This is a genomic window from Variovorax paradoxus EPS (assembly GCF_000184745.1).
Classification (GTDB): Bacteria; Pseudomonadota; Gammaproteobacteria; order Burkholderiales; family Burkholderiaceae_C; genus Variovorax; species Variovorax paradoxus_C.
On the sequence record NC_014931.1, the window covers coordinates 5,048,742 to 5,071,631 of the forward strand.

General features: G+C 66.9%; 18 protein-coding genes. All 18 read right to left on the reverse strand.

Features of this window, described 5'->3' with window-relative positions:
• Positions 1-24: 24 nt before the first annotated feature.
• Positions 25-711, reverse strand: a complete 687-nt coding sequence (locus VARPA_RS23140; protein ID WP_013543007.1) for a response regulator transcription factor — start codon at positions 709-711, stop codon at positions 25-27.
• Positions 708-2,072: a cache domain-containing protein gene (locus VARPA_RS23145; RefSeq protein WP_013543008.1), complete on the reverse strand. Its 1,365-nt coding sequence runs from the start codon at positions 2,070-2,072 to the stop codon at positions 708-710. The genes VARPA_RS23140 and VARPA_RS23145 overlap by 4 nt, the downstream gene beginning before the upstream one ends.
• Before the next feature lie 64 nt (positions 2,073-2,136).
• Positions 2,137-3,123, reverse strand: coding sequence for a hypothetical protein (locus VARPA_RS23150; RefSeq protein ID WP_013543009.1), 987 nt, complete (start codon positions 3,121-3,123; stop codon positions 2,137-2,139).
• Positions 3,120-4,343, reverse strand: a complete 1,224-nt coding sequence (locus VARPA_RS23155) for an MFS transporter (RefSeq protein WP_013543010.1) — start codon at positions 4,341-4,343, stop codon at positions 3,120-3,122. Before VARPA_RS23155 ends, VARPA_RS23150 begins: the two co-directional genes overlap by 4 nt.
• Positions 4,344-4,437: 94 nt before the next feature.
• On the reverse strand, positions 4,438-5,376 hold the full coding sequence (locus tag VARPA_RS23160; protein WP_013543011.1) for a DedA family protein/thiosulfate sulfurtransferase GlpE: 939 nt from the start codon (positions 5,374-5,376) through the stop codon (positions 4,438-4,440).
• Between the two features lie 118 nt (positions 5,377-5,494).
• Positions 5,495-6,880 carry a heavy metal sensor histidine kinase gene (locus tag VARPA_RS23165; RefSeq protein WP_041943947.1) on the reverse strand — a complete coding sequence of 462 codons (1,386 nt, stop codon included), beginning with the start codon at positions 6,878-6,880 and terminating at the stop codon, positions 5,495-5,497.
• 5 nt (positions 6,881-6,885) lie between these two features.
• The gene (locus VARPA_RS23170; RefSeq protein ID WP_013543013.1) at positions 6,886-7,593 is read right to left on the reverse strand and encodes a heavy metal response regulator transcription factor; all 708 of its coding nucleotides are present in this window, start codon (positions 7,591-7,593) and stop codon (positions 6,886-6,888) included.
• 211 nt (positions 7,594-7,804) lie between these two features.
• Positions 7,805-10,981, reverse strand: coding sequence for an efflux RND transporter permease subunit (locus VARPA_RS23175; RefSeq protein WP_013543014.1), 3,177 nt, complete (start codon positions 10,979-10,981; stop codon positions 7,805-7,807).
• Positions 10,978-12,204: an efflux RND transporter periplasmic adaptor subunit gene (locus tag VARPA_RS23180; protein ID WP_013543015.1), complete on the reverse strand. Its 1,227-nt coding sequence runs from the start codon at positions 12,202-12,204 to the stop codon at positions 10,978-10,980. The genes VARPA_RS23175 and VARPA_RS23180 overlap by 4 nt, the downstream gene beginning before the upstream one ends.
• 4 nt (positions 12,205-12,208) lie before the next feature.
• The gene (locus VARPA_RS23185) at positions 12,209-13,687 is read right to left on the reverse strand and encodes an efflux transporter outer membrane subunit (RefSeq protein ID WP_013543016.1); all 1,479 of its coding nucleotides are present in this window, start codon (positions 13,685-13,687) and stop codon (positions 12,209-12,211) included.
• A gap of 201 nt (positions 13,688-13,888) precedes the next feature.
• Positions 13,889-14,899, reverse strand: a complete 1,011-nt coding sequence (locus VARPA_RS23190) for an aldo/keto reductase (RefSeq protein WP_013543017.1) — start codon at positions 14,897-14,899, stop codon at positions 13,889-13,891.
• Positions 14,900-15,019: 120 nt separating this feature from the next.
• A complete protein-coding gene (locus tag VARPA_RS23195) occupies positions 15,020-16,282 on the reverse strand; it encodes an MFS transporter (RefSeq protein WP_013543018.1) in 1,263 nt (420 codons plus the stop codon).
• A 133-nt stretch (positions 16,283-16,415) separates the two neighbouring features.
• Positions 16,416-17,108, reverse strand: coding sequence for an urea ABC transporter ATP-binding subunit UrtE (gene urtE, locus VARPA_RS23200; protein WP_013543019.1), 693 nt, complete (start codon positions 17,106-17,108; stop codon positions 16,416-16,418).
• A gap of 16 nt (positions 17,109-17,124) precedes the next feature.
• Entirely contained in the window at positions 17,125-18,003 is an 879-nt protein-coding gene (gene urtD, locus VARPA_RS23205) for an urea ABC transporter ATP-binding protein UrtD (RefSeq protein ID WP_013543020.1), read from the reverse strand.
• Positions 18,000-19,241 (reverse strand): urea ABC transporter permease subunit UrtC, encoded by a 1,242-nt coding sequence (gene urtC, locus VARPA_RS23210; protein ID WP_080559454.1) that lies wholly within the window; start codon positions 19,239-19,241, stop codon positions 18,000-18,002. The genes urtD and urtC overlap by 4 nt, the downstream gene beginning before the upstream one ends.
• A gap of 179 nt (positions 19,242-19,420) precedes the next feature.
• Positions 19,421-20,968 (reverse strand): urea ABC transporter permease subunit UrtB, encoded by a 1,548-nt coding sequence (urtB, locus tag VARPA_RS23215; RefSeq protein WP_013543022.1) that lies wholly within the window; start codon positions 20,966-20,968, stop codon positions 19,421-19,423.
• Positions 20,969-21,156: 188 nt separating this feature from the next.
• Positions 21,157-22,425, reverse strand: a complete 1,269-nt coding sequence (gene urtA, locus VARPA_RS23220; RefSeq protein WP_013543023.1) for an urea ABC transporter substrate-binding protein — start codon at positions 22,423-22,425, stop codon at positions 21,157-21,159.
• Positions 22,426-22,542: 117 nt separating this feature from the next.
• Positions 22,543-22,872, reverse strand: a complete 330-nt coding sequence (locus tag VARPA_RS23225; protein ID WP_013543024.1) for a nucleotide pyrophosphohydrolase — start codon at positions 22,870-22,872, stop codon at positions 22,543-22,545.
• Positions 22,873-22,890 lie beyond the last annotated feature (18 nt).

Below are 22,890 nucleotides of genomic sequence, written 5' to 3' on the forward strand. Positions count from 1 at the left end.
GGTGGCGTTGTCGCATGGCATCCCTCACCCCTGCCCGAACTCCCGCGCGTGCTCCACCGCGTACTTGATGAGTTCCGCCTGCCCCTCGATGCCCAGCCGCCGCTTGATGCTCTGGCGGTGCGCCTCCACCGTGCGCACGCTCAAGCCCAGGTCGCGCGCGATCTGCTTGCTCGATTCGCCCCTGCCGAGCGCGGTGAGGATCTCGCTCTCGCGCGGCGTGAGCAGCGGACGCGGCGCCTGGTTGCGAAAGAGTTTCTTCGACACGGCCGGACTCAGGAAGGTGCCGCCCGCCGACACAGCCTCGATGGCGGCCACGATCTCGGCCGCAGGCGCGTCTTTGAGCACGTAGCCGCGCGCGCCCACTTGCATGGCCTTCTGCACGTACTCGGGGTTGTCGTACATGCTGAGCATCACGATGTGCGGCGCTGGATGTGATGGTTGTTGATCGCGTTGCAGCACCAGCGCGGCGAGGTCGATGCCGTTCATGTCCTTCATGCCAACATCGACCAGCATGAGGTCGCACCGCAACGTGTCGAGCAGCGCGAGCGCCTCGGCGCCGCTGCCGGCCTCCCCGACGATCTCCAGGTTGGGCATGGCACCCAGGCGCGCGCGCAGGCCGTCACGCACCAGCGGGTGGTCGTCCACGAGGAAGAGGCGGATGGGCCTGGGCGGCTGCGGCGCCGTTGTTGCTGGTGCTGCTGTTGTCGTCATTCGGGCCTCGCGCTGCGGGCCGGCACTTCGGCCACGATGGATGTGTGGCCGCGGCCCGAGCGCATCGCCAGGCGCCCGCCGATCGCCTCGATGCGCTCGCGCATGTTGCGAAGGCCGATGCCGTGGCGCGGGTCGAGCTGCATCGCCTCGACGTCGAAGCCCACGCCGTCGTCGCTCACCTCCAACCGCACGGCCTCTTCGTTGAAACCCAGCGAGATGTGCACGCGATGCGCCTCGGCGTGCTTGCGCACGTTGGTGAGCGCCTCCTGCGTCACGCGGAAAAGCGCGGTCTTCACCTCTTGCGACAGCTCGAAAGGTTCGCCTTCGACCATGATGGACGCATCGACGCTGCCTTCCTCCCCGAACTCGTGGCCCAGCCGTTCCAGCGCGGCGGGCAGGCCCAGCGTGTCGAGCAGCGCGGGGCGCAGGCGGTGCGAGATGCGGCGCACTTCGGTGAGCGAATCGTTCAGGCGCTGCAGCGCCTTGCCGAGCGCGGGCGGCGCCGGCTGGTGGTCGCGGCCGAGCGCATCGACGGCCGATTCGATCAACAGCTTGGCCGACACCAGCGTCTGGCTCGTGCCGTCGTGCAGCTCACGCGCAAGGTGGCCGCGCTCTTCTTCCTGCGACTGCACCACGCGCCGCGCGAGCAGCCGCAGCTTGGCTTCGGCCACGCGGTGCTCGCTCAGGTTCAAAAACACGCCGGCCGCGCTCACAACGCCGAGGCACAGCGCAGCAATGCCCGCAATCCACAGCAGCGTGGCGGTGACGTTGGCGTTCATCTGCTTGTCGAGCGCATCCATGGTCGACTCGATGTCGTCCAGGTACAGGCCCGTGCCGACCATCCAGTTCCAGCGCGGTAGCGCCGTCACGTAGCCGAGCTTGGGCGCCATCTGCGCGCTCGATGGCTTGCGCCATTCGTACTCGACGTAGCCGCCGCCGTTTTCCTTCGCGCCCTTGATGAGCTCCTGGATGGTGAAGCGCCCGCGCGAATCGCGCATGCCCCAGAGGTTCTGGCCGACCAGCTCGGGTTGGCGCGAATGCATGAGGGAATTGCCCTCCAGGTCGTAGACGAAGAAGTAGCCGTCGTCGCCGTAGTCGAGCGCGGCCAGACGGCGCAGGGCCTCGTTGCGGGTGGCCTCGTCGTCCAGGCCCGAGTCGTACAGCGGACGCAGGTTGCTCACGGCCAGCTCGACATAGCTGCGCAGTTCGCTGCGGCGCTGGGCCATGTAGCTGCGCTCGATGAGCGCTCGCTCGCGCTGCGCGAGGTCGTGCTCCTGGTGGCGCACCGCGAGCGCCACGAGCACCAGTGCGACGAGCAGCGGGGCGACGGCCAGCGCGACGATCTTGGTGCGGAGGTTCATGGGGTGGGAAGGCTACCACCGGGTGGCAGCGGGACCGTTCTGCGGCGCCGCTGCCCGAGCGCGTCTAGCGTTCGGGGTTCTCGCGCGGCAGAAGACCGCGCTCGCTCAAGGCATCCAGAAGCGCCTCTTGATCAGCCCCGCCTTCCAGCAGGAGATCGAGGCGCTTTCCCGCCTTTGGCCGGATGGCGAGAAAGTCGAATTCGTAGCCGATGCCGCTGGCACGGCGATGACTGACCCGGGCCTGCCGCAAATCGACTTGCCAATCTCCGTCGATGCTGCGCAACTGCGTGTTGTCGAGTTGGAAGGCGCGCACCCGCGAACGCGAAAAGAGGCTGATCCGCGAGAAAGGGATGGTCCAGACCAGCCAGGCGACCATCGGCATGAACACGCAGAGCCCCACCATGGTCTTCAGGAATCCCGCGTCGGATGCATTGAACAGCAGCGCGATACCCGCGGCGCCCGCCAGCGCGTATCCCGTCCAGACCCACGCAAGAAAACATTGCCAGCAAAAAAGCATGGCGCGGCTTTGCACGGTGCCCTTGGGCATCGTCTTGGCATGGGTTCTCAGCGCGAGGTAGTGGTTGATGACCGGCACGAGTTCATCGACAGGCGCCGTCAGCATCAGTTTCCTGAATGGCCGTGTGTGAACGATCAGGTAGTTGTCGCTGTCGGGAATCGCCTCTATGCCCAGTACGTCGATCCATTCGACGCGGCCGAGCCCTTGCACCGAGAAGCCTTCCTCGCCGATGTCGACCTGGGTGTTTTCATTGAACGGTTTCGGTCGGCTTTTCTCAGGGCGCAGCCAATGGGTTTCGACCCAGATCCATGCGCGCACGACGAACACCAGCCCGACCAGCCACGCGGCGAGGAACCCGATCATGCCCACCATGCCCAGCGCGATGTACCAGCCCGTTGCATCCGGGTCCAACAGCCACGCGGCCGCGACACCGATCAATGCGGTGTAGGCCGCGCACAGCGACAGGATGGGCCAGATACCGCTCGCGTCGGGCTGGGTGACCTGGATGCGCCGCGAAAAAACCGGCGAGCTCATCGAATGCCGGCGGCCATGGCCACGGGCTGTCGGCGAAATTCGGTGAGATACAGCAGCAACGCCAGCGACACGAAGCCACCGCCGAGCAGGCACAACCCCGTCCAGCCGTGGAAGGCATACACCGCCGCCGCAATGCCCGACGCCATTGCCGCGCAGATAAAAATGAACGTCATGAAAAGGCCATTGAGCCGACCGCGCAGTTCGGGCGCCAGCATGAAGAGGCTGCGGAAGTTCAGCACCTGGCACAGCTGCACCGCCCCATCGAGCAGGATGCCGGCCGCGACCAGTCCGGCCAGCGAATGGAAGTGCATCGACACGGCGCCGAGCACGAACGACAACAGCGCGACGACGATGGCCGCGCCCGTCGCAGGGCGCGTCAAGCCACGGTCGGCGAGTCGACCAGCCACCGGTGCCAGCAGCGCCCCCGCCGCACCGGCCAGCGCGAACAGGCCGATGCCGCGCTGCCCCATCCCGAACTCATGCACCAGCGCCAGCGGCACGGCCGTCCAGAACGCCTGGAAGGCCGCGAACATCATCCCCTGGTACCAGCCGCGCCGGCGCAGCAGCGGCGTGTTCCACACGATGCCCGGCAGCGACGCCATGGTGCGTGCATAGCCGATCGACGCATGCGGCCGGCGCTCGGGCAGCACGCGCCACAGCACGGCGATGAGCGTGGCCATGAGCACGGCCGAGATCCAGAACAGCGCGCGCCAGCCCAGGCTCGCGGCCACCATGCTGGCGAAGGGGCGCGACAGCATGATCCCGCCCAGCAGGCCCGCCATGATGTTGCCGACCACCTTGCCGCGCGTGGCCTCGGGCGCGAGGTGCGAGGCAAAGGGCAGCAGCACCTGCGCCGCGACCGCGCAGGCGCCGACCATGAAGGACGCCGCAAGAAAGGTCACGGCCGAGTTCGAGAGCGCGATGCCCACCAGCCCGATGACCGCGCCGAACAGCGCGCCGACGATCAGGCGCCGGTTCTCGACCACGTCGGCCAGCGGCACCAGCAGCAACAGGCCTGCACCGTAGCCGAGCTGGGTCAGCGTCATGATCAAGCCGGCCAGGCCCGCATGGAGCTCCAGTGCGTCGGAGATCGGGCCGATCAGCGGCTGCGCGTAGTAGATGTTGGCCACGCACAGGCCGCAGGCCACGGCGAAGACGAAGGTCAGCGCGGGCGTGAGGCCGGCCGCGGGCGGATGGGAAGCATTGGAAGAAGAAGACACGAGGAATCCCGTTCGAGAGAGGGCCGACTTAGGGGTTAACCCGAAGCCGGCTGACCATAGCACGCAGGTTCGGTTTCTGCAGGCGCAAGCCCGATCAGTGCAGGCTGGTCGGACGGCCCGATGCGACCCAGGCGTCGAGCCCGCCGGTGAGCGGCAAGGCGCGCCGCGCACCGCGTGCCAGCAGCACGCGCGCGGCCTGGGCGGCCGACACTTCGTTGGGGCAGTTGCAGTACAGCACCACGTCGCGGTTCGAATCGATCGCAAGGTCGAGATGACGGTGCTGCAACGCCTTCAGCGTGTACGGCAGCGCGCCCGGAATGCGGCGCGGATCGACCTGCACGCCAGCCTTGCCGCGCACGTCAATGATCAACGGCGGCTCCTCGCCGCTCAGGAGTTCGTGCAGTTCCTCGACCGAGATGCGCGGCATGCCGGTGAGCCGCATGAAGGCGCGGCGGCGCCAGTAGCGCACGGCGAGGATCACCAGCAGCAGCACCGCGATCGCGGCGGTGGCGATGCCGCCGGCCTGTGCCAGCACGGCGAGCACTTCCTGAATCTGGTCGCGGAAGACCCAGCCGAGGCCGAGAAAGAGGCCCGTCCAGATGAGCGCGGCGCCCACGTCGAAGCCGACGAAGCGCCGCACCGACATGCCCAGCGCCCCCGCCATCGGCGGCGCGACCACCGAGACGCCGGGCACGAACTTGGCCGCGACGAGCGACAGGCCGCCCCAGTCGGTGATGAGCGATTCGCCGCGCCGCACGCAGGAGTCGGGCGACAGCGAGATGCGGCACAGGAGCCGCATGAAGCGGTAGCCGAAGCGCCGGCCCGCATAGAACCAGGCGCCGTCGCCCAACAGGTTGGCAACGACCGCGGCGAGCACCACGCCGATGACCGACACATCGCCCGCCGCGAGCAGCGCGCCCGTGACCACCAGCACCGCGGCCGCCGGCACCGGCAGTCCGAGGCGGGCAGCGAAACTGGCGACGAACACCACCAGGATCGCGTTCTGCACCAGCAGCGACATCAGCTGTGCCATGCCAGCCTTTCGGTCGATGCGCGAAGCAGTTGCGGGGTGGGAGCGGGGTTCATGCGAGCCCCGATTGTCCGGCATGGTCCAAGAACGTACCGGGCGCAGGCCATTCGAAACCGCCGTTTCAGCCGGTCCGCGAGACGCTGAAAGCGAAGGTGTTCACTCCGCCTTCGCTCGAAGCGCTGACCTGCCCGCCATGCATGCTCGCCACCGCCTTGACGATGGCCAGGCCCAGCCCGTGGCCGTGGTGCTCGCCGCCACCGTCGTTGCGGGCAGCGTCTACGCGGTAGAAGCGGTCGAACAGGTGCTGCAGGTGCGCCTCGTCGATGGCCGCGCCGGGGTTCGACACCGCGATCCATGTCGCCGCAGGTCCTTCGCGCAGCGTGACGGTGATCTGCGCGCCCGGCGTCGAGTGCTCGATGGCGTTCTGCAGCAGGTTCGACATCGCGCGGCGGAACAGCGCGCTCTCCAGCCGCGCCTCGGCCTGCACGTCGCCCGCGATGCCGACCTGCGTGCGGCTTTCGTCCAGCACGAACTCGAAGAAGTCGATGGTCTTGCGCACCTCCAGCGCCACGGGCGTGAGCACCAGCCCGGTGGCCACTTCGCCGCGGTCGGCGCGCGCCAGAAAGAGCATGTCGTTGACGATGGAGCGCAGCCGCTCCAGGTCTTCCAAGTTGGCCTGCAGCACCTCTTCGAAGTCGCCCGCACTGCGCTGGCGCGAGAGCGCCACCTGCGTGCTGCCGATGAGGTTGGCCAGCGGCGTGCGCAGCTCGTGCGCCACGTCGGCATTGAAGGCCTCGAGCTGGCCGTACGCCTCTTCGAGCCGGCTGAGCGCGCCGTTGAAGGCCTCGGCGAGCGCGGAGAGTTCGACCGGCAGCGCCGTCGTCTGCAAGCGCTGGGACAGCGTCTTGGGCCGCAGCGCCTGCGCCTCGCCCGACAGGCGCTCCAGAGGCCGCAGTCCGACCCGTGCGATCCAGTAGCCCGCCAGCACAACCACCAGCACGCCGCCGAGCCCGAGCATCAGCAGCGCGCTCAAGAAGGTCTTGCGGGTGCGCTCGTAGGGCTCCGAGTTGCGCCCCACGATGAGCCGCACCGCCGGCCGACCCTCGAACGGCGGGATGTGGACCGAGAGCGTACGGAACGGCCGCTCCTGCCCCGGCAGCAGGATGCTGCTGCTGCGCCCGTTGGCTTCGCGGGTGAGGCCGTCGAGCTCGGCCAGGCCCTTGCCGTACTGGAAGCGCGGATCGTCGCTCAGCACCCAGAAGCGCACGCTGCCGTCCTCGGGCGTGAGCGCGTCCATGCGGGTCTGCACGCGCGACCAGCGGTCGGCGGTGCCGATGGCGCCGATCCAGTACTGAAGGCTCTTCAGGGTGGTGTCGAGCTCTTCGTACTGGTGACGCTCCAGCTCGCGCACCAGCACGCCGTGCAATGCGGCACCGATGAGCGCAAAGGTGGCGAGCGCCGCCGCCGCGAACATCGCCACCAGCCGCACGGTGATGGAGCCCTTCACGAGCTTCACAGGGCGCCGCCCTCCCCTTGGGCTTCGCTCTCCGTGTCCCTCAACTCCATCACGTAGCCCATGCCGCGGATCGTGTGCAGCAGCTTGGGGCTGAAGGGCGCATCGATCTTGTCGCGCAGCCGCTTGATCGCCACCTCGACCACGTTGGTGTTGCTGTCGAAGTTCATGTCCCACACCAGCTCGGCGATGGCGGTCTTCGAGAGAATTTCGCCCTGACGGCGCGCGAGCACGGCGAGCAGCGCGAACTCCTTGGCCGTGAGGTCGATGCGCGTCGCACCGCGGAAGGCCTTGCGCGCGAGCAGGTCGATCTGCAGGTTGGCGATGCGCAGTTGCACCGGCTCTTGCTTGCGGCCGCGCCGGTTGAGCGCCTGCAGGCGTGCCAGCAGTTCGAGGAACGAGAAAGGCTTGACGAGGTAGTCGTCCGCGCCTTCGTGCAGGCCCTTGATGCGGTCTTCGACGCGGTCACGCGCGGTGAGCATGATGACCGGCGTCTGCTTGACGGCGCGCAATGCGCGCAGCACCGCGAAGCCGTCCTGCCCCGGCAGCATCACGTCGAGCACGATCACGTCGTAGTCGTGGGTGAGCGCGAGGTGCTGGCCGTCGATGCCGTTGTGCGCCGCGTCGACCGTGCAGCCCTGCTCGGTCAGGCCCTTGCTGAGGTAGTCGGCGGTTCTCAGTTCGTCTTCGACAATCAGGATCTTCATGGCGTTGCTGCTCTCTTCTTCGACCGACCGTTCGCACTGACAAACCCGTTTGCGCTGACAAACCCGTTCGTACTGACAAACCCATTTGCGCTGACAAACCCGTTCGCGCTGACAAACCCGTTCGCACTGAGCTTGTCGAAGTGCCAGTTCGGTAACGGCTTCGACAAGCTCAGCCCGAACGGTCTGTGGTGCATCCAGTTCCTCGCATCGATCAATGCGCCTCGGCCACCGGTGGAGTCTCGCCGCCCTCTCCTTTCGCTGCCTTCCTGGCCTTGCGCGCTTCCTTGCGGCGCAGGTACCAGAAGTGGGCGCGGTCCAGGTACAGGTAGACCACCGGCGTGGTGAACAAGGTGAGCGCCTGCGAGAGTATCAGCCCGCCGACCATCGCGTAGCCCAGCGGCCGGCGCAGCTCCGAGCCCGAGCCGTGGCCCAGCATCAATGGCAGGCCCGAGAGCAACGCGCACATCGTGGTCATCATGATCGGGCGGAAGCGCAACAGGCACGCCTGGTAGATCGCCTCCTTGGGTTCCATGCCCTGCTCGCGCTCGGCCTTGAGCGCGAAGTCGATCATCATGATTCCGTTCTTCTTCACGATGCCGATGAGCAGGATGATGCCGATCAGCGCGATCACGCTGAGGTCGTAGCCTCCCGCCATGAGGATCAGCAGCGCGCCCACGCCGGCCGATGGCAGCGTCGAGAGAATCGTGAGCGGGTGGATGTAGCTCTCGTACAGGAGGCCCAGCACGATGTACACCGCCACCAGCGCCGCGGCGATGAGGTAGGGCTGCGACGAGAGCGAATCCTGGAAGGCCTGCGCCGTGCCCTGGAACGCGCCGCTCAGCGACTGCGGAATGCCCATCTCGGCCTGCGCCTTGTTGATGGCGTTGACCGCATCGCCCAGCGCATGGCCCGGCGCGAGGTTGAACGAGATCGTCACCGCCGGGAACTGGCCCTGGTGGCTGATCGAGAGGTATGCGGTCTTGCTCGTGTCCACCTTCACGAAGGTCGAGAGCGGCACTTGCTGGCCCGTGAGCGGCGAGGTGAGGTACAGCTTGCTGAAGAGCGCCGGGTCTTTCTGCAGTTCGGGCGTGACTTCGAGCACCACGTGGTAGCTGTTGAGCTGCGTGAAGTACTGCGCCACCTGGCGCTGGCCGATCGCGTCGTACAGCGTCGCATCGATGACGCTCGGCGAAATGCCGAAGCTCGATGCGCGGTCGCGGTCGATGGTCAGCACGGCCGAGGCGGCGGCGTTCTGCTGGTCGGAGGCCAGGTCGGTGATCTCCGGAATCTGCCGGAAGCGCGCGAGCAGCTTCGGCGCCCAGGTGTTGAGCTCGTCCAGGTTCGAGTCGGTCACCGTGTACTGGTATTGCGTCCGCGACGAGCGGCCGCCCACGCGGATGTCCTGCCCCGCCTGCAGGAACAGGTTCACGCCCTGCACCTTGGCCAGTTGCGGACGCAACCGCGTGATGATCTCGTCGGCGCTCGCGGTGCGGCCCTCGTCCTTGGGCTTCAGGTTGATGTAGAAGTTGCCGGTGTTGAAGGTCGACGAACTGCCGTTCATGCCGAAGGCCGAGACGTCCGGGTCCTTGCGCACCACATCGGCCAGCTCCAGCATGCGTGCGTTCATCGAGGCGAACGAAGCGTCCTGCGCCGACTCGGCAAAGCCCGAGATGAAGCCCGTGTCCTGCTGCGGGAAGAAGCCCTTGGGGATGACCATGAACAGAAAGCCCGTCGCCGCCACCGTGGCGATGAAGACCATCAGCGTGATGAACTGGTGGTCGAGCACCACATGCAGGCCGCGCTTGTAGCCGTTGAGCATCGCGTCGAAGCCGCGCTCGAACAACAAGTAGAGCCGGCCGTGCTTGCGTGCATGCTCGTTCTTCAGGAAGCGCGAGCACAGCATCGGCGTGAGCGTCAGCGAGATGACCACCGACACCACGATGGTCAGCGTGACCGTCACCGCGAACTCGCGGAACAGCCGCCCCACGATGCCGCCCATGAGCAGCAGTGGAATGAACACCGCAATCAGCGACACGGAAATCGAGATGATCGTGAAGCCGATCTCGCCCGCGCCCTTGTACGCGGCTTCCAGCGGCGACATGCCCTCTTCCACGTAGCGGTAGATGTTCTCCAGCATCACGATGGCGTCGTCCACCACGAAGCCGACCGCGATGGTGAGCGCCATGAGCGAGAGGTTGTCCAGGCTGTAGCCCAGCAGGTACATCACCGCGACCGTGCCCAGCAGTGCGAGGGGCACTGTCACGCTCGGGATGAGCGTGGCTGGCACATTGCGCAGGAACACGAAGATCACCGCCACCACGAGCGCGATGGTCAGGAGCAGCGTGAACTCCACGTCGAGCACCGAGGCGCGGATCGTCTGCGTGCGATCGACCAGCGCGTTGACTTCCACCGTCGGCGGAATCGAGGCCTTCAGGCGCGGCATGGCGGCGTTGATGCGGTCCACCGTCTCGATCACATTCGCGCCCGGCTGCTTGGTGATGGCGAGCACGATGGAGCGACCGTTCTGGATGGTGTTGCCTTCGGGTGCCGCCGCGCCCGCGTAGGCCCAGCCGGCAATCTTCGCGTTCTCGGGGCCGTCGATGGCCACGCCCAGGTCGCGCACGCGGATCGGCGCGCCGTTGCGGTAGGCCAGGATCACGTCGTTCCACGGCTGGGCCTTCAGCAACTGGTCATTCGTGTAGACGGTGAAGCTCTGGTTCGGCCCGTCGATGGTGCCCTTGGGCGCGTTCACCGTGGCCGACGAGAGCACCGTGCGCACGTCTTCCAGGCTGAGGCCGAGCGCGGCGAGCTTGGCCGGGTCGAGCTGCACGCGCACCGCGGGCTTCTGCGCGCCACCGATGTTGACCAGGCCCACGCCCGCGATCTGCGAGATCTGCTGCGCGAGGATGTTGTCGGCGTAGTCGTTCACCTCGGTGAGCGGCAGCGTCTTCGATTGCACCGAGAGGATGAGGATGGGCGAATCCGCAGGGTTCACCTTGCGAAAGCTCGGCGGGCTCGGCAGGTTGGCCGGCAGCTGGCCGGTGGAAGCGGTGATGGCCGCCTGCACGTCGAGCGCGGCGGCGTCGATGTTGCGGTCCAGGTCGAACTGCAGTGTGATCTGCGTGGAGCCGAGGCCGCTGGTCGAGGTCATCTGCGAGAGGCCCGCGATGAGCGAGAACTGCCGCTCCAGCGGCTGCGCCACGTTGGAGGCCATCGTCTCCGGGCTCGCGCCCGGCAGGTTGGCCGACACCTGAATCGTCGGAAAGTCGACCTGCGGCAGCGGCGCCACCGGCAGCAGCGGGAACACCGCCGCACCGACCAGCAGGATGGCCAGCGCGAGCAGCGTGGTGCCGATCGGGCGCTTGATGAATCCGGCGGAAATGCTCAATTGCCGCTCCCGGTGCGGGTCGCGACCTGGGCCGCGTTTCCGGTCTTGGTGGCCTTGGCATCCTTTGCAGTGGACGGCGGCTCGACGATGGTGGCGCCCGCGCGCAGCTTGTACTGGCCGTCGACCACCACGCGCTGGTCGGCACTCAAGCCCTTGTCGATCACGGCCACGCCGTCAGCGATCTGCACGACGTGCACGGGCACATTGCTCGCCTTGTTTTCCGCATCGACGACCCAGGCGTAGGTGCCGTCCTGTCCACGCTGGACGGCGGCGGCTGGGATGGTGAGCGCGCCCTGCCGGCGATCAAGCTGCAGTTGCACGTTGACGTACTGGCCGGGCCACAGCGTGTGCTGCGGGTTCGCGAAGCTGCCCTTGAGCTGCACCGTGCCGTTGGTGGTGTCGATCTGGTTGTTCAGCAGGATCAGCTTGCCGGCGCCGAGCATCTGGTTGCCCGCGCGGTCGTAGGCCACCACCGCGAGCGGCTGGTTGCTCTGCTGCTGCACGCGGTTGATGTCCTGCACAGAGTCTTCGGGCAGCGTGAACTGCACGGCGATGGGGTCGATCTGGTTGATGACGACCAGCCCGTTGGTGTCGGCCGCATGCACGATGTTGCCGGGGTCCACCAGCCGCGCGCCGACGCGGCCGTTCATCGGCGAGACGATGCGCGTGAAGCTCAGCTGCACCTGGGCGAACTGCACCTGCGCGGCGTCGGTCTGCACGGTGGCGGCGAGCTGGTTGACCAGCGCCTTCTGCGTGTCGAGCTGCTGCTGCGTGGCGGCGTCCTGCGCGATGAGCGTGGTGTAGCGCTTCAGGTCCGCACGCGCGTTGGCGAGTTGGGCCTCGTCCTTCGCTCGGGTTGCCTGCGCCTGCGCGAGCTGCGCCTGAAGCGTGCGCGGGTCCAGTTGCGCGAGCAGCTGGCCGGCCTTCACGTCCTGCCCTTCGGTGAAGCCGACCTTGTCGAGCTGCCCGTCGATGCGCGCCTTGACGGTGACTGTGGCCATCGAGGCGACGGTGCCGATGCCCGAGCGGTAGACCTGCACGTTCTGCGGCGTGACGCGCGCGGTCGTCACCTGCACGGGCGGTGTCTTGGGTGCTTCGGGCTTGGCGCCGAAAGCCTTGTTGTGGTTGAGCGCCCAGGCGCTGCCACCCAGAACGATCACAAGCGTGGCGGCCGCGACCCAGGTCGAGCGGCGCTGAAGAGGAGCTGAGGTTGTCGTCGTCATGGCATCAATTTCCGGAAGTCGCATCGGTTGCAGTCCAGCCGCCTCCGGTCGCCGCGATCAGCGACACGCTGGCCGCGAGCTGGCGACCGAGCACTTGCGCGGCGGTGCGCTGGTTGGTGAGCGAGAACTGCTGCGCCGTGACCACGCTCAGGTACGTGGCAGTGCCGGCGCGGTATTGGCTGAGCGCCAAGCGCTCGGCCAGTTGCGAGGCCTGCACGGCCTGTGCCTGCAGCGCGGATTCGCGGTCGAGCACACGCAGCATCGCAAGGTTGTCCTCGACCTGCTGGAAGCCGCCGAGCACGGTCTGCTTGTATTGCGCGACCGAGGCGTCGTACGCGGCCACGGCCTGTTCGGTGTGCGCCTTGCGCAAGCCCCCGTCGAACACCGTCTGTGCGAGCGCCGCGCCGAGCGACCACACGCGGCTGGGCGTATTGAAGAGCGAAGCGAGGTTGCCGGCGCTGAAGCCGCCGCTCGCGCTGAGTACGATCTGCGGGTAGTACGCGGCCTTGGCAACGCCGATGTTGGCGTTGGCCGCCTGCACGCGGCGCTCTGCGCCGGCGATGTCGGGACGGCGTTCGAGCAGTTCCGAAGGCAGGCCCGCGGGCGTGACCGGGAGCTGCACGCGCAGTGCGGCGGTGGACGAGAGCGATGCGGCCGTCGTCTCTGCGGACGAGGCGAGCGGCGCCAGCGAGAAGGATGCGGGCGCCTGTCCCGTCAGCACGGCGACGGCGTGTTCGAGCTGGCGGCGCTGCGCTTCGAGATCGACGGCCTGCGCTTCGGCGGTCTTGAGCTGGCTTTCCGCGAGCGCAACGTCGGAGCGCAGCACCGTGCCGGCCGCGTATTGGTGCTGCGTGAGTTCGAGCGCCTTGGCGTAGGCGGCCGTGGTGCTGGCGTACAGGCCGCGCTGCAGATCGATGACGCGGATCTGCAGGTAGTCCTGCGCGAGCGTGGTCTGGATGCTGAGGCGAGCGCCGGCCAGGTCATCGGCGCTGGCCTCCGTATTCGCATTGCCGGCCTCGACGGAGCGGCGCACGGCGCCCCACAGGTCGGGCTCCCAGCTGGCGGCGAGGCCGAGGGTGTCGGTGGTCGCGCGCTTCGTGACGCCGGTGCTGTTGGTCTGCGCGCGGTTGGCGCCTGCATCGAGGCCCACGGTCGGGAAGAAGCCCGCATGCGCGGCGGCGGCGATGGCCTGCGCCTCGCGGTACTGGGCTTCGGCGACGCGGATGTTCTGGTTGGCGGCGTTGGCCTGCACGACCAGCGCGCTCAGCGTGGTGTCGCCGTAGGCCTCCCACCAGGGATGGCTGGCGTCGATGAGCTGCGGCTTTGCGGTCTTCCAGGGGCCGGTTTCCTTGTAGGCGACCGGAACGTCCATCTGCGGGCGGACGTAGTCGGGGCCGACGGCGCAGCCTGCGAGGAGCAGTGCGACGAGGGCTATCGGCGCGAGCGCCCTGCGTGATGGGGAGTTGGCAGGAGAGAGAACCATGGTGGGTTCACTCTAGGAAGCCAGCCCAAACCTCTCGCTGTCGATTAACTGACAGTTCTGACAGTTTCCCGTTTTGCTCCCTCCCCCCGCTGGGAGAGGGCTGGGGTAGGGGCTCGCGGCGTATCAAGCACCAGCGGCTGGTCAAAGGCCGCTCGCCCCCATCCCAACCTTCCCCCAGAGGGGGAAGGAGCAAGACCAGGATCAGCGCGGTGCGTCGCCCTTGCGGTATTCCGCCGTCAGTTCGTCGAGTTTCTGCTTGAGCGCCGGATCGAGCTTGTACTCGGCCGCAGCAATCGTCGCGTCGAGTTGCTCCGGCCGGCTCGCACCGAGCAGCGGCGCGGTGATCAGCGGATTCGCCATCACCCACGCCACCGCCAGCGTCGCGAGCGGCACGCTCGCTTCGTCGGCCAGCTTGTGCAGTTGCGTCACGGTGTTGAAGCTGCGCTCGTTCCAGTAGCGATCCTGGTACATGCCGCCGGCCGTGCCGAGCGTGAAGCGGGTGTTCTCCTCGGGCTTCGCACCAGGCTTGTACTTGCCGGTGAGCAGGCCGCCGGCCAGCGGGTTGTAGGGAATCACGCCCAGCCCCTCTTCGCTCGCAAGCGGCAGCAGCTCGCGCTCGATCTCGCGGAACAGCAGGCTGTAGCGCGGCTGCACCGACACGAAGCGCGTGAACCGGTGCAGGTCGGACTTGCCGAGCGCGCGGGCCAGGCGATACGCCAGGAAGTTCGACACGCCGATGTAGCGCGCGCGGCCCGACTTCACGATGATGTCGAGCGCCTCGAGGGTCTCTTCGAGCGGCGTCTCGCGGTCGTCCATGTGCAACTGGTACAGGTCGACGTGGTCGGTCTTCAGCCGCTTGAGCGAGAGGTCGATCGCGTCCAGCAGGTGCTTGCGCGATGCGCCCTGGTCCCAGGGATTCGGGCCGACCTTGTTGACGGCTTTGGTGGCGACCACGAATCGGCGGCGACCCGCGGGGCCCTGCTTCTCGAGCCAGTTGCCGATGATCTCTTCGGTGCGGCCGGTGGTCTCGACAGTGCCGCCGAGCGGGTACACGTCGGCGGTGTCGAGGAAGTTGATGCCGCCTTCGGCCGCCTTGTCGAGGATCTGGTGCGACACCGTCTCGTCGGTCTGCAGGCCGAAGGTCATGGTGCCGAGGGCGAGGCGGGAGACGGTGAGGCCCGTGCGGCCGAGGCGGGTGGTGGGAATGCTCATGGGGGCGCGCTCCGAGGGAGATGAGGGAGGGATTGGGGGGGGGCGGCGGCCATCATAGGCACGGCCGCGCAATCCTGCAGGCGCCGGAGATTTCAGGCGCGCGAGGTGCGCGCCGGCCGACTATGAAGCGCTCGGCGCGCGCTGAACGGCGCCCAGGCGCGCATCGGCCCGCGCGCTCATCACGCCCCAGCCGAAGATGCCGATGCCCGCGAGCGCGAGCAGCGCGCCGACCCAGCCGGTAGAGGTCCAGCCCAGACCCGCCGAAATGGCAACGCCGCCCAGCCACGCGCCGAGCGCGTTGGCCATGTTGAAGGCCGAGTGGTTGAGCGCGGCGGCGAGCGTCTGCGCATCGCCGGCCACGTCCATCAGGCGGATCTGCAAGGCCGGGCCGATGGCCACGGTGGTGCCGATGAGGAACACGCCGATGGCGGCCGTGACCACGTGCTGCGCCGCGAAGGTGAAGAGCGCAAGCACCACCGCCGCATACACGAGCACGCCGGCGATGGTGCGCATCAGCGACTTGTCCGCAAGGCGCGAGCCCACGATGTTGCCGGTCACCATGCCCAGGCCGAACAGCGCGAGCACGAAGGGCACGTTGTGCACCGACAGGTGGGCTACCTCGGTGAGCGTGGGCTTGATGTAGCTGAACACCGCGAACATGCCGCCGAAGCCGATGGCGCTGATGCCGAGCGTGAACCACACCTGCTTGCGCTTGAACGCGCCGAGTTCGCGCCATGGGCTGGCGCCGGCCGCGGCGGCGATGTCGGGCACGTCGCGGCGCACGAGCACGATGGCCAACAGCGCGATCAAGCCGACGAACACGAAGGCCGCGCGCCAGCCGAAGAACTGCCCGAGCCATGCGGCGATGGGCACGCCGACCAGCGTGGCGCCGGTGAGCCCGAGCATCACGAGTCCCACGGCGCGCGCGCGGCGCCCCGGTGGTGCGAGCGTCGCGGCCACGAGCGCAGCCACGCCGAAGTAGGTGCCGTGCGGCAGGCCCGTGGCAAATCGCAGCAGGTTGAGCGAGAGATACCCGGGCGCCATGGCGCTCGCGAAGTTGCCGGCCGCGAACACGGCCATCAGCGCGATCAGCAAGGCGCGCCGACCCCACCCTGCCGCGAGCACGGCGAGCACTGGGGCGCCGACGACCACGCCGAGCGCATAGGCGCTGATGACGTGGCCGGCCTGCGGAATGCTCACATCGATGTCGTGCGCGACCTCGGGCAGGAGGCCCATGATCACGAATTCGCCCGTGCCGATGGCGAAGCCGCCGACGCCGAGTGCGAGCACGGCCCGCAGAAAATTGACGGGCTTCGACGACGGGGAAGAAGAAATGGGAATGGCGGTGTCCGCGCTGTCCAGCGCGGGTGGGGAGGCGTTCAAGGCCAGGCTCCTGGGAGGGTGCCCGGCGGCGACGGGCAGCCTCGGATTTTAGGGTAAACCCTCAATCGAAGCCGATACGCAGATTCCAAGACCCTGCATCGGCGAGGCCTCGCGAGGCCCTGCCGATGGTCGATCAGATCGCCACGAGCTGGCGCACGCCCTGCGCTTCCATGTCCTTGCCCAGGCCGCGCGCTATGACTTCGCCGCGTTCCATCACAAGGTAGTCGTCGGCCAGCTCCTGCGCGAAGTCGTAGTACTGCTCGCACAGCACGATGGCCATGTCGCCGCGATCCGCCAGCATGCGGATGACGCGGCCGATGTCCTTGATGATGCTCGGCTGGATGCCTTCGGTGGGCTCGTCGAGGATCAGGAGCTTGGGCTTGGGCGCAAGGGCGCGGGCGATGGCCAGCTGCTGCTGCTGCCCGCCCGAAAGATCGCCGCCGCGCCGGTTGATCATTTGCTTCAACACGGGAAACAGCTCGAACAGTTCCGATGGAATCGGCGTGCTGCCGCTCTTGTAGGCCAGGCCCATGCGCAGGTTCTCTTCGACCGTGAGCCTCGCGAAGATCTCACGGCCCTGCGGCACGAAACCGATGCCCGCCCGCGCCCGTTCGTAAGGTGTCGCCTTCTGGATCGGCTTGCCCTCGAGCTCGATGCTCCCGCTCTTGATCGGCACGAGGCCCATCAGCGACTTGAGCAGCGTGGTCTTGCCCACGCCGTTGCGGCCCAGCAGCACGGTGACCTTGCCGAGCGTGGCCTCGAAGCTCACGTCCCGGAGGATGTGCGAGCCGCCGTAGTACTGGTGGATGTTCTTGACTGTCAGCATGGCTTCGGTTCCTCCGTCAGCGGCCCAGGTAGACCTCGATCACGCGCTCGTCGGCCTGCACTTCGTCGAGCGTGCCTTGCGCGAGCACGGAGCCGTCGCACAGCACGGTCACGATCTCGGAGATGGTGCGGATGAAGCTCATGTCGTGCTCCACCACCATCAGCGAATGCTTGCCCTTGAGGGTGAGGAAGAGTTCGGCGGTGCGCGCGGTTTCCTCATCGGTCATGCCGGCCACGGGCTCGTCGAGCAGGAGCAGCTTCGGGTCCTGCATCAGCAGCATGCCGATCTCGAGCCACTGCTTCTGGCCGTGGCTCAGGTTGCCGGCCAGGCGCGACACGCTGTCGGCCAGGTGGATGGTCTCCAGCACTTCGGCGAGCCGGTCGCTCTGCGCGGAGTCGAGCCTGAACAGCATCGAGGCGCGCACGCCCTTGTTGGTCTTGAGCGCGAGTTCGAGGTTCTCGAACACGGTGAGGTGTTCGAACACCGTCGGCTTCTGGAACTTGCGGCCGATGCCCAGCTGCGCGATGTCGGCTTCGCGGTGGCGCAAGAGGTCGATGGTGCTGCCGAAGAACACGGTGCCCGAATCGGGCCGGGTCTTGCCGGTGATGATGTCCATCATCGTGGTCTTGCCCGCGCCGTTGGGGCCGATGATGCAGCGCAGTTCGCCCGGTGCGATGTCCAGCGAGAGCTTGTTGATCGCCTTGAAGCCATCGAAGCTCACGCTCACGTCTTCCAGGTACAGGATGCGGCCGTGCGTGATGTCGACTTCGCCCGGCGTGGCGATGCGGCCGAAGCCGGCCTCGCGGCCGCCCGATTCGGTGCTGCCGGTCACGTAGTGAATGCCGCTTGCGCGGGCGGCGCGCTCGGCGCCGGCTTCCATCAGGTCGGGTGTCATGCGCGGGCTCCCTTCACGTCGGCGGCGAGCGGGGCGTGCAGCGCCTCGGGCTCCATGCCCTGCCCTGCGGCCATGGCGCGTTGCGCCTCTTCACGGCCTGCGCTCGGCGCGGCCGGTGCCGTTGTCTTCTCGCGCGACAACCACTTCTTCACCAGACCCACGATGCCGTTCGGCAGGAACAGCGTGACAGCAATGAACAGCGCGCCGAGGAAGTACAGCCAGTACTCGGGATACGCAACCGTGAGCCAGCTCTTCGCGCCATTGACGATGAAGGCGCCGATGATCGGCCCGATCAAGCTCGCGCGCCCGCCGACGGCCGCCCAGATCGCGATCTCGATGGAGTTGGCCGCGCTCATCTCGCCCGGGTTGATGATGCCGACCTGCGGCACATACAGCGCACCGGCCACGCCGCACATCACGGCCGAGATCACCCAGATCGTGAGCTTGTAGGGCAGCGGGTTGTAGCCCGAGAACATCACGCGCGTTTCCGCATCGCGGATGGCCTGCAGCACACGGCCGAACTTGCTGCCGATGAGCCACTTCGCGAACAGGAAGAAGCCCAGCAGCGTGAGGCCGGTGAGCGCGAAGAGCGTCATGCGCATCTCCTGCGTGGCGATCGGGATGTTCAGGATGCGCTTGAAATCGGTGAAGCCGTTGTTGCCGCCGAAGCCCGTCTCGTTGCGGAAGAACAGCAGCATCGCCGCGAAGGTCATGGCCTGCGTGATGATCGAAAAATACACGCCCTTGATGCGCGAGCGGAAGGCGAAGAAGCCGAACACGAAAGCGATGAGGCCCGGCACCGCGACGATGAGGATCAGTGTGGCGATGAAGCTGTCGCTGAAGGTCCAGTGCCAGGGCAGCGTCTTCCAGTCGAGGAACACCATGAAGTCCGGCAGGTCGCTCTTGTAGTTGCCGTCGCGGCCGATCTGGCGCATGAGGTACATGCCCATCATGTAGCCGCCGAGCGCGAAGAAGAGGCCGTGGCCCAGCGAGAGGATGCCGGTGTAGCCCCAGATCAGGTCCATGGCCAGCGCGCAGATGGCGTAGCACATGATCTTGCCGACGAGCGCCACGGCGTAGTCGCTCATGTGCAGCGGGCTGTCCGCGGGCACCCATATGTTGAGCACCGGCGCCACGGCGCACACGACGATCAGCGCGACGAAGAAGGCCGTCCAGCCCTTGCCGCTCAGCAGCGGGCCTTTGGCCGGCAGTGCGACGCCGACCGTTCGCACCGAAATATCACTACCCGTTCGCACTGAGCTTGTCGAAGTGCTGCGCCCGGCTTCGACAAGCTCAGCCCGAACGGTCGGGGTGGCATCAGCCGCCCGAACGGTAGGGGTGGCATCAGCCGCCCGAACGGTAGGGGTGGCATCAGCCGCCCGAGCGGTGGTGGCGGTATCGGAGGTTCCCTGCGTCGTCATGCTTCTGCGCTCCGGCCCTTCATGGCGAAGATGCCCTGAGGTCTCTTCTGAATGAAGATGATGATGAAGACAAGCACCGCGATCTTCGCGAGCACCGCGCCCGCCCAGCCTTCGATGAACTTGTTGAGAATGCCCAGCCCCAGCGCCGCATACACGGTGCCCGCGAGCTGGCCGACGCCGCCCATCACGACCACCATGAAGCTGTCGACGATGTAGCTTTGGCCGAGGTCAGGACCGACGTTGCCGATCTGGCTCAGCGCGCAGCCCGCGAGCCCCGCGATGCCCGAGCCGAGCGCAAAGGCGTAGGTGTCGATACGCGCGGTGTTCACGCCCATGCACGAGGCGATCGGGCGGTTCTGCGTCACGCCGCGCACGAAGAGGCCGAGGCGCGTCTTGCCGATGAGCCAGCCCATGGCGAGCAGCACGAGCACCGCGAAGACGATGATGCAGATGCGGTTCCACGGCAGCGTGACATTGCTGAGCATGGTGAAGCCGCCGCTCATCCAGCCAGGGTTTTCCACGCCGACGTTCTGCGCGCCGAAGAGCGTGCGCACGAGTTGCTGCAGCATCAGGCTGATGCCCCAGGTGGCCAGCAGCGTCTCGAGCGGCCGGCCGTAGAGGAAGCGGATGACGCCACGCTCCAGCACCGCGCCCACGAGCGCCGATGCGAGGAAGGACACGGGAATAGCCGCGACCAGGTACCAGCCGAACATCGACTCGGGAAAGTACTTCTGGAAGATGCCCTGCATCACGTAGGTGGCGTAGGCGCCGATCATCATCAGCTCGCCGTGCGCCATGTTGATGACGCCCATGAGGCCGTAGGTGATGGCGAGGCCGAGCGCCGCGAGCAGCAGCACCGAGCCCAGGCTGATGCCGCTGAACACGGCGTTGATGCGGTCGCCCCAGACCAGCGCGCCGTCGATGTTGGCGATGGAGGCGGCAATCGCCGTCTTCACGTCGGCCTCGGTCTCGTCGGCCAGCCGCTGGTTCAGCAGCAGCTTGGTGTCGGGGTTGCGGTTGGCGCCTAGTTCCTTGGCGGCCGCGAGGCGCTTGGCCTTGTCGGCGCTGGTGAGCATGCCGGCGGCGCGCACGAGTTCGAGCTGCGCCTTGATCTTCGGGTTGGTCTCGGCGGCCAGCGCCTTCTCGACCATCGGAATACGGGATTCGTCCGGCTCCTTGAAGAGCGCCTGTGCGGCTTCGGCGCGCACCGCGTCGTCTTTGCTCGTGAGCTTGAGCGCGGCCTGCGCGGCATCGAGCGCGCCGCGCATGAGGTTGTTGTTGACGACGTCTTCGGCGGTGTCGGGCACCTTCAGCTCGGCGCCGGTGACGGGGTCGAAACCCTTGTCATCTTTCATCACGAAGACCTTGTCTTCGGTGTACTTCACGGCGTCGTCGGACATGGCCTGGATGAACGCGGCTGTCTTGTCGTCGGCGGTGAGCACGGCCTTGTTGAGCGCGGCGATGCGGGCTTCGGACTCGCCGGAGGCGATGGCCCGAGCTTCGTCGGCGGTCAGCGCGTGGGCGGCCGTTGCCATGAAGAGCATGGCGGCGAAGGCGCAGTGAAGGGTTCGTCGAAGCATCATGAAACTGGAAGTTGGGGTTGGCCCCTTCCCCTTCCGGGGGAAGGTTGGGATGGGGGCACGCGGCGCTTGGACAAGCGCAGTGCTCAAATCGACCGCCGCTTGCCCCCACCCCTGCCCTCCCCCAGAGGGGGAGGGAGAAAGAAACACACTTACATCGACTTGCCAGCTGGGTAATCCGGCTTCTTGTCGTTGCCTTCGATGTACGGGCTCCAAGGCTTCGCCTTCACCGGACCCGGCGTCTTCCACACCACGCTGAACTGCCCGTCGGCCTTGATCTCGCCGATGAACACGCTCTTGTGCAGGTGATGGTTCTTCTCGTCCATCTTCGAGACGATGCCCGAGGGCGCCGTGAAGGTCTGGCCGGCCATGGCCGCGATCACCTTGTCGGTGTCGGTCGACTTGGCCTTCTCCACCGCCTGCTTCCACATGTGGATGCCGATCCAGGTGGCTTCCATCGGGTCGTTGGTGAGCGGCTTGTCCTTGTGGCCGGCGATGTTCTTGGCCTTGGCGTAGTCGCTCCACTGCTTGATGAACGCGGTGTTGGTCGGGTTCTTGATCGACATGAAGTAGTTCCATGCCGCGAGGTGGCCCACCAGCGGCTTGGTGTCCACGCCGCGCAGTTCTTCCTCGCCCACCGAGAAGGCGACGACCGGCACGTCCTTGGCCTTCAGGCCCGCGTTGCCCAGTTCCTTGTAGAAGGGCACGTTGGAGTCGCCGTTGATGGTCGAGACCACAGCCGTCTTGCCACCGGCCGAGAACTTCTTGATGTCGGCGACGATGGTCTGGTAGTCGCTGTGGCCGAAGGGTGTGTACTTCTCGTCGATGTCCTTGTCGGCCACGCCCTTGCTCTTCAAGTAGGCGCGCAGGATCTTGTTGGTCGTGCGGGGGTACACGTAGTCGGTGCCCAACAGCACCCAGCGCTTGGCGCCGCCGCCTTCCTTGCTCATCAGGTAGTCGACCGCCGGAATGGCTTGCTGGTTGGGCGCGGCGCCCGTGTAGAACACGTTCTTGGAGAGCTCTTCGCCCTCGTACTGCACGGGGTAGAACAGCAGGCCGTTCATTTCTTCGACAACCGGCAGCACCGACTTGCGCGACACCGAGGTCCAGCAGCCGAAGATCACCGAGACCTTGTCCTGGCCGAGCAACTGCTTGGTTTTTTCAGCGAATAGCGGCCAGTTGGAGGCCGGATCGACCACCACGGGCTCGAGCTGTTTGCCCAGCACGCCGCCCTTCTTGTTGATGTCGTCGATGGCCATCAGCACCGTGTCTTTCAACACGGTTTCCGAAATGGCCATCGTGCCCGACAGCGAGTGCAGCACGCCGACCTTGATGGTGTCGGCAGCGAATGCGGGCGCAGCAGAAATGCTGGCCAGCGCGACGGCGGCGGTGAGCGCCTTGAGTGTGAAACGACGTTGCATGTGGACTCCTGCTCCGGTTGGGTTGAACCTTGTCGCCGACGCTTGTCTGGCGATGGAGGGGAGTCTGCGGAATGCACCAAGAAGGGGAAATACGCCGGGTGGCGTACACGGAGGTACTCAGGTGGGTGGATCGACGGGAACCGGGTACTTCCGCGCGTTGACGATCATCTTTCGCCGTGCCGCATCGATGAGGTCGATGTCGAGCTTGTCGGCGAGCTGCAGCAGATAGAGGAACACGTCCGCCATCTCGGCGCCGACCTCGGCACGCTTGGCGGGGTCGAGCGACCGGCTCTGCGCTTCGGTGAGCCACTGGAAATGCTCGAGCAGTTCGGCCGCTTCGACCGACAGCGCCGAGGCGAGGTTCTTGGGGGAGTGATAGGGCTCCCAGGCCCGGGCCTGCGCAAAGTCGCGCAGGGCCTGGACCAGCGATTTCAGTTCGGATTCCATGGCGCACCTGATGTTCGG

Excerpts from the sequence above, each read along its gene's own strand:
- VARPA_RS23180 (WP_013543015.1), bottom strand. The coding sequence starts at position 12,204 with ATGACGACGACAACCTCAGCTCCTCTTCAGCGCCGCTCGACCTGGGTC.
- VARPA_RS23225 (WP_013543024.1), bottom strand. The coding sequence starts at position 22,872 with ATGGAATCCGAACTGAAATCGCTGGTCCAGGCCCTGCGCGACTTTGCG.
- VARPA_RS23185 (WP_013543016.1), bottom strand. The coding sequence starts at position 13,687 with ATGGTTCTCTCTCCTGCCAACTCCCCATCACGCAGGGCGCTCGCGCCG.
- VARPA_RS23190 (WP_013543017.1), bottom strand. The coding sequence starts at position 14,899 with ATGAGCATTCCCACCACCCGCCTCGGCCGCACGGGCCTCACCGTCTCC.
- VARPA_RS23145 (WP_013543008.1), bottom strand. The coding sequence starts at position 2,072 with ATGAACCTCCGCACCAAGATCGTCGCGCTGGCCGTCGCCCCGCTGCTC.
- urtA (WP_013543023.1), bottom strand. The coding sequence starts at position 22,425 with ATGCAACGTCGTTTCACACTCAAGGCGCTCACCGCCGCCGTCGCGCTG.
- VARPA_RS23150 (WP_013543009.1), bottom strand. The coding sequence starts at position 3,123 with ATGAGCTCGCCGGTTTTTTCGCGGCGCATCCAGGTCACCCAGCCCGAC.
- VARPA_RS23160 (WP_013543011.1), bottom strand. The coding sequence starts at position 5,376 with ATGGCACAGCTGATGTCGCTGCTGGTGCAGAACGCGATCCTGGTGGTG.
- VARPA_RS23140 (WP_013543007.1), bottom strand. The coding sequence starts at position 711 with ATGACGACAACAGCAGCACCAGCAACAACGGCGCCGCAGCCGCCCAGG.
- urtE (WP_013543019.1), bottom strand. The coding sequence starts at position 17,108 with ATGCTGACAGTCAAGAACATCCACCAGTACTACGGCGGCTCGCACATC.
- VARPA_RS23170 (WP_013543013.1), bottom strand. The coding sequence starts at position 7,593 with ATGAAGATCCTGATTGTCGAAGACGAACTGAGAACCGCCGACTACCTC.
- urtD (WP_013543020.1), bottom strand. The coding sequence starts at position 18,003 with ATGACACCCGACCTGATGGAAGCCGGCGCCGAGCGCGCCGCCCGCGCA.
- urtB (WP_013543022.1), bottom strand. The coding sequence starts at position 20,968 with ATGCTCTTCATGGCAACGGCCGCCCACGCGCTGACCGCCGACGAAGCT.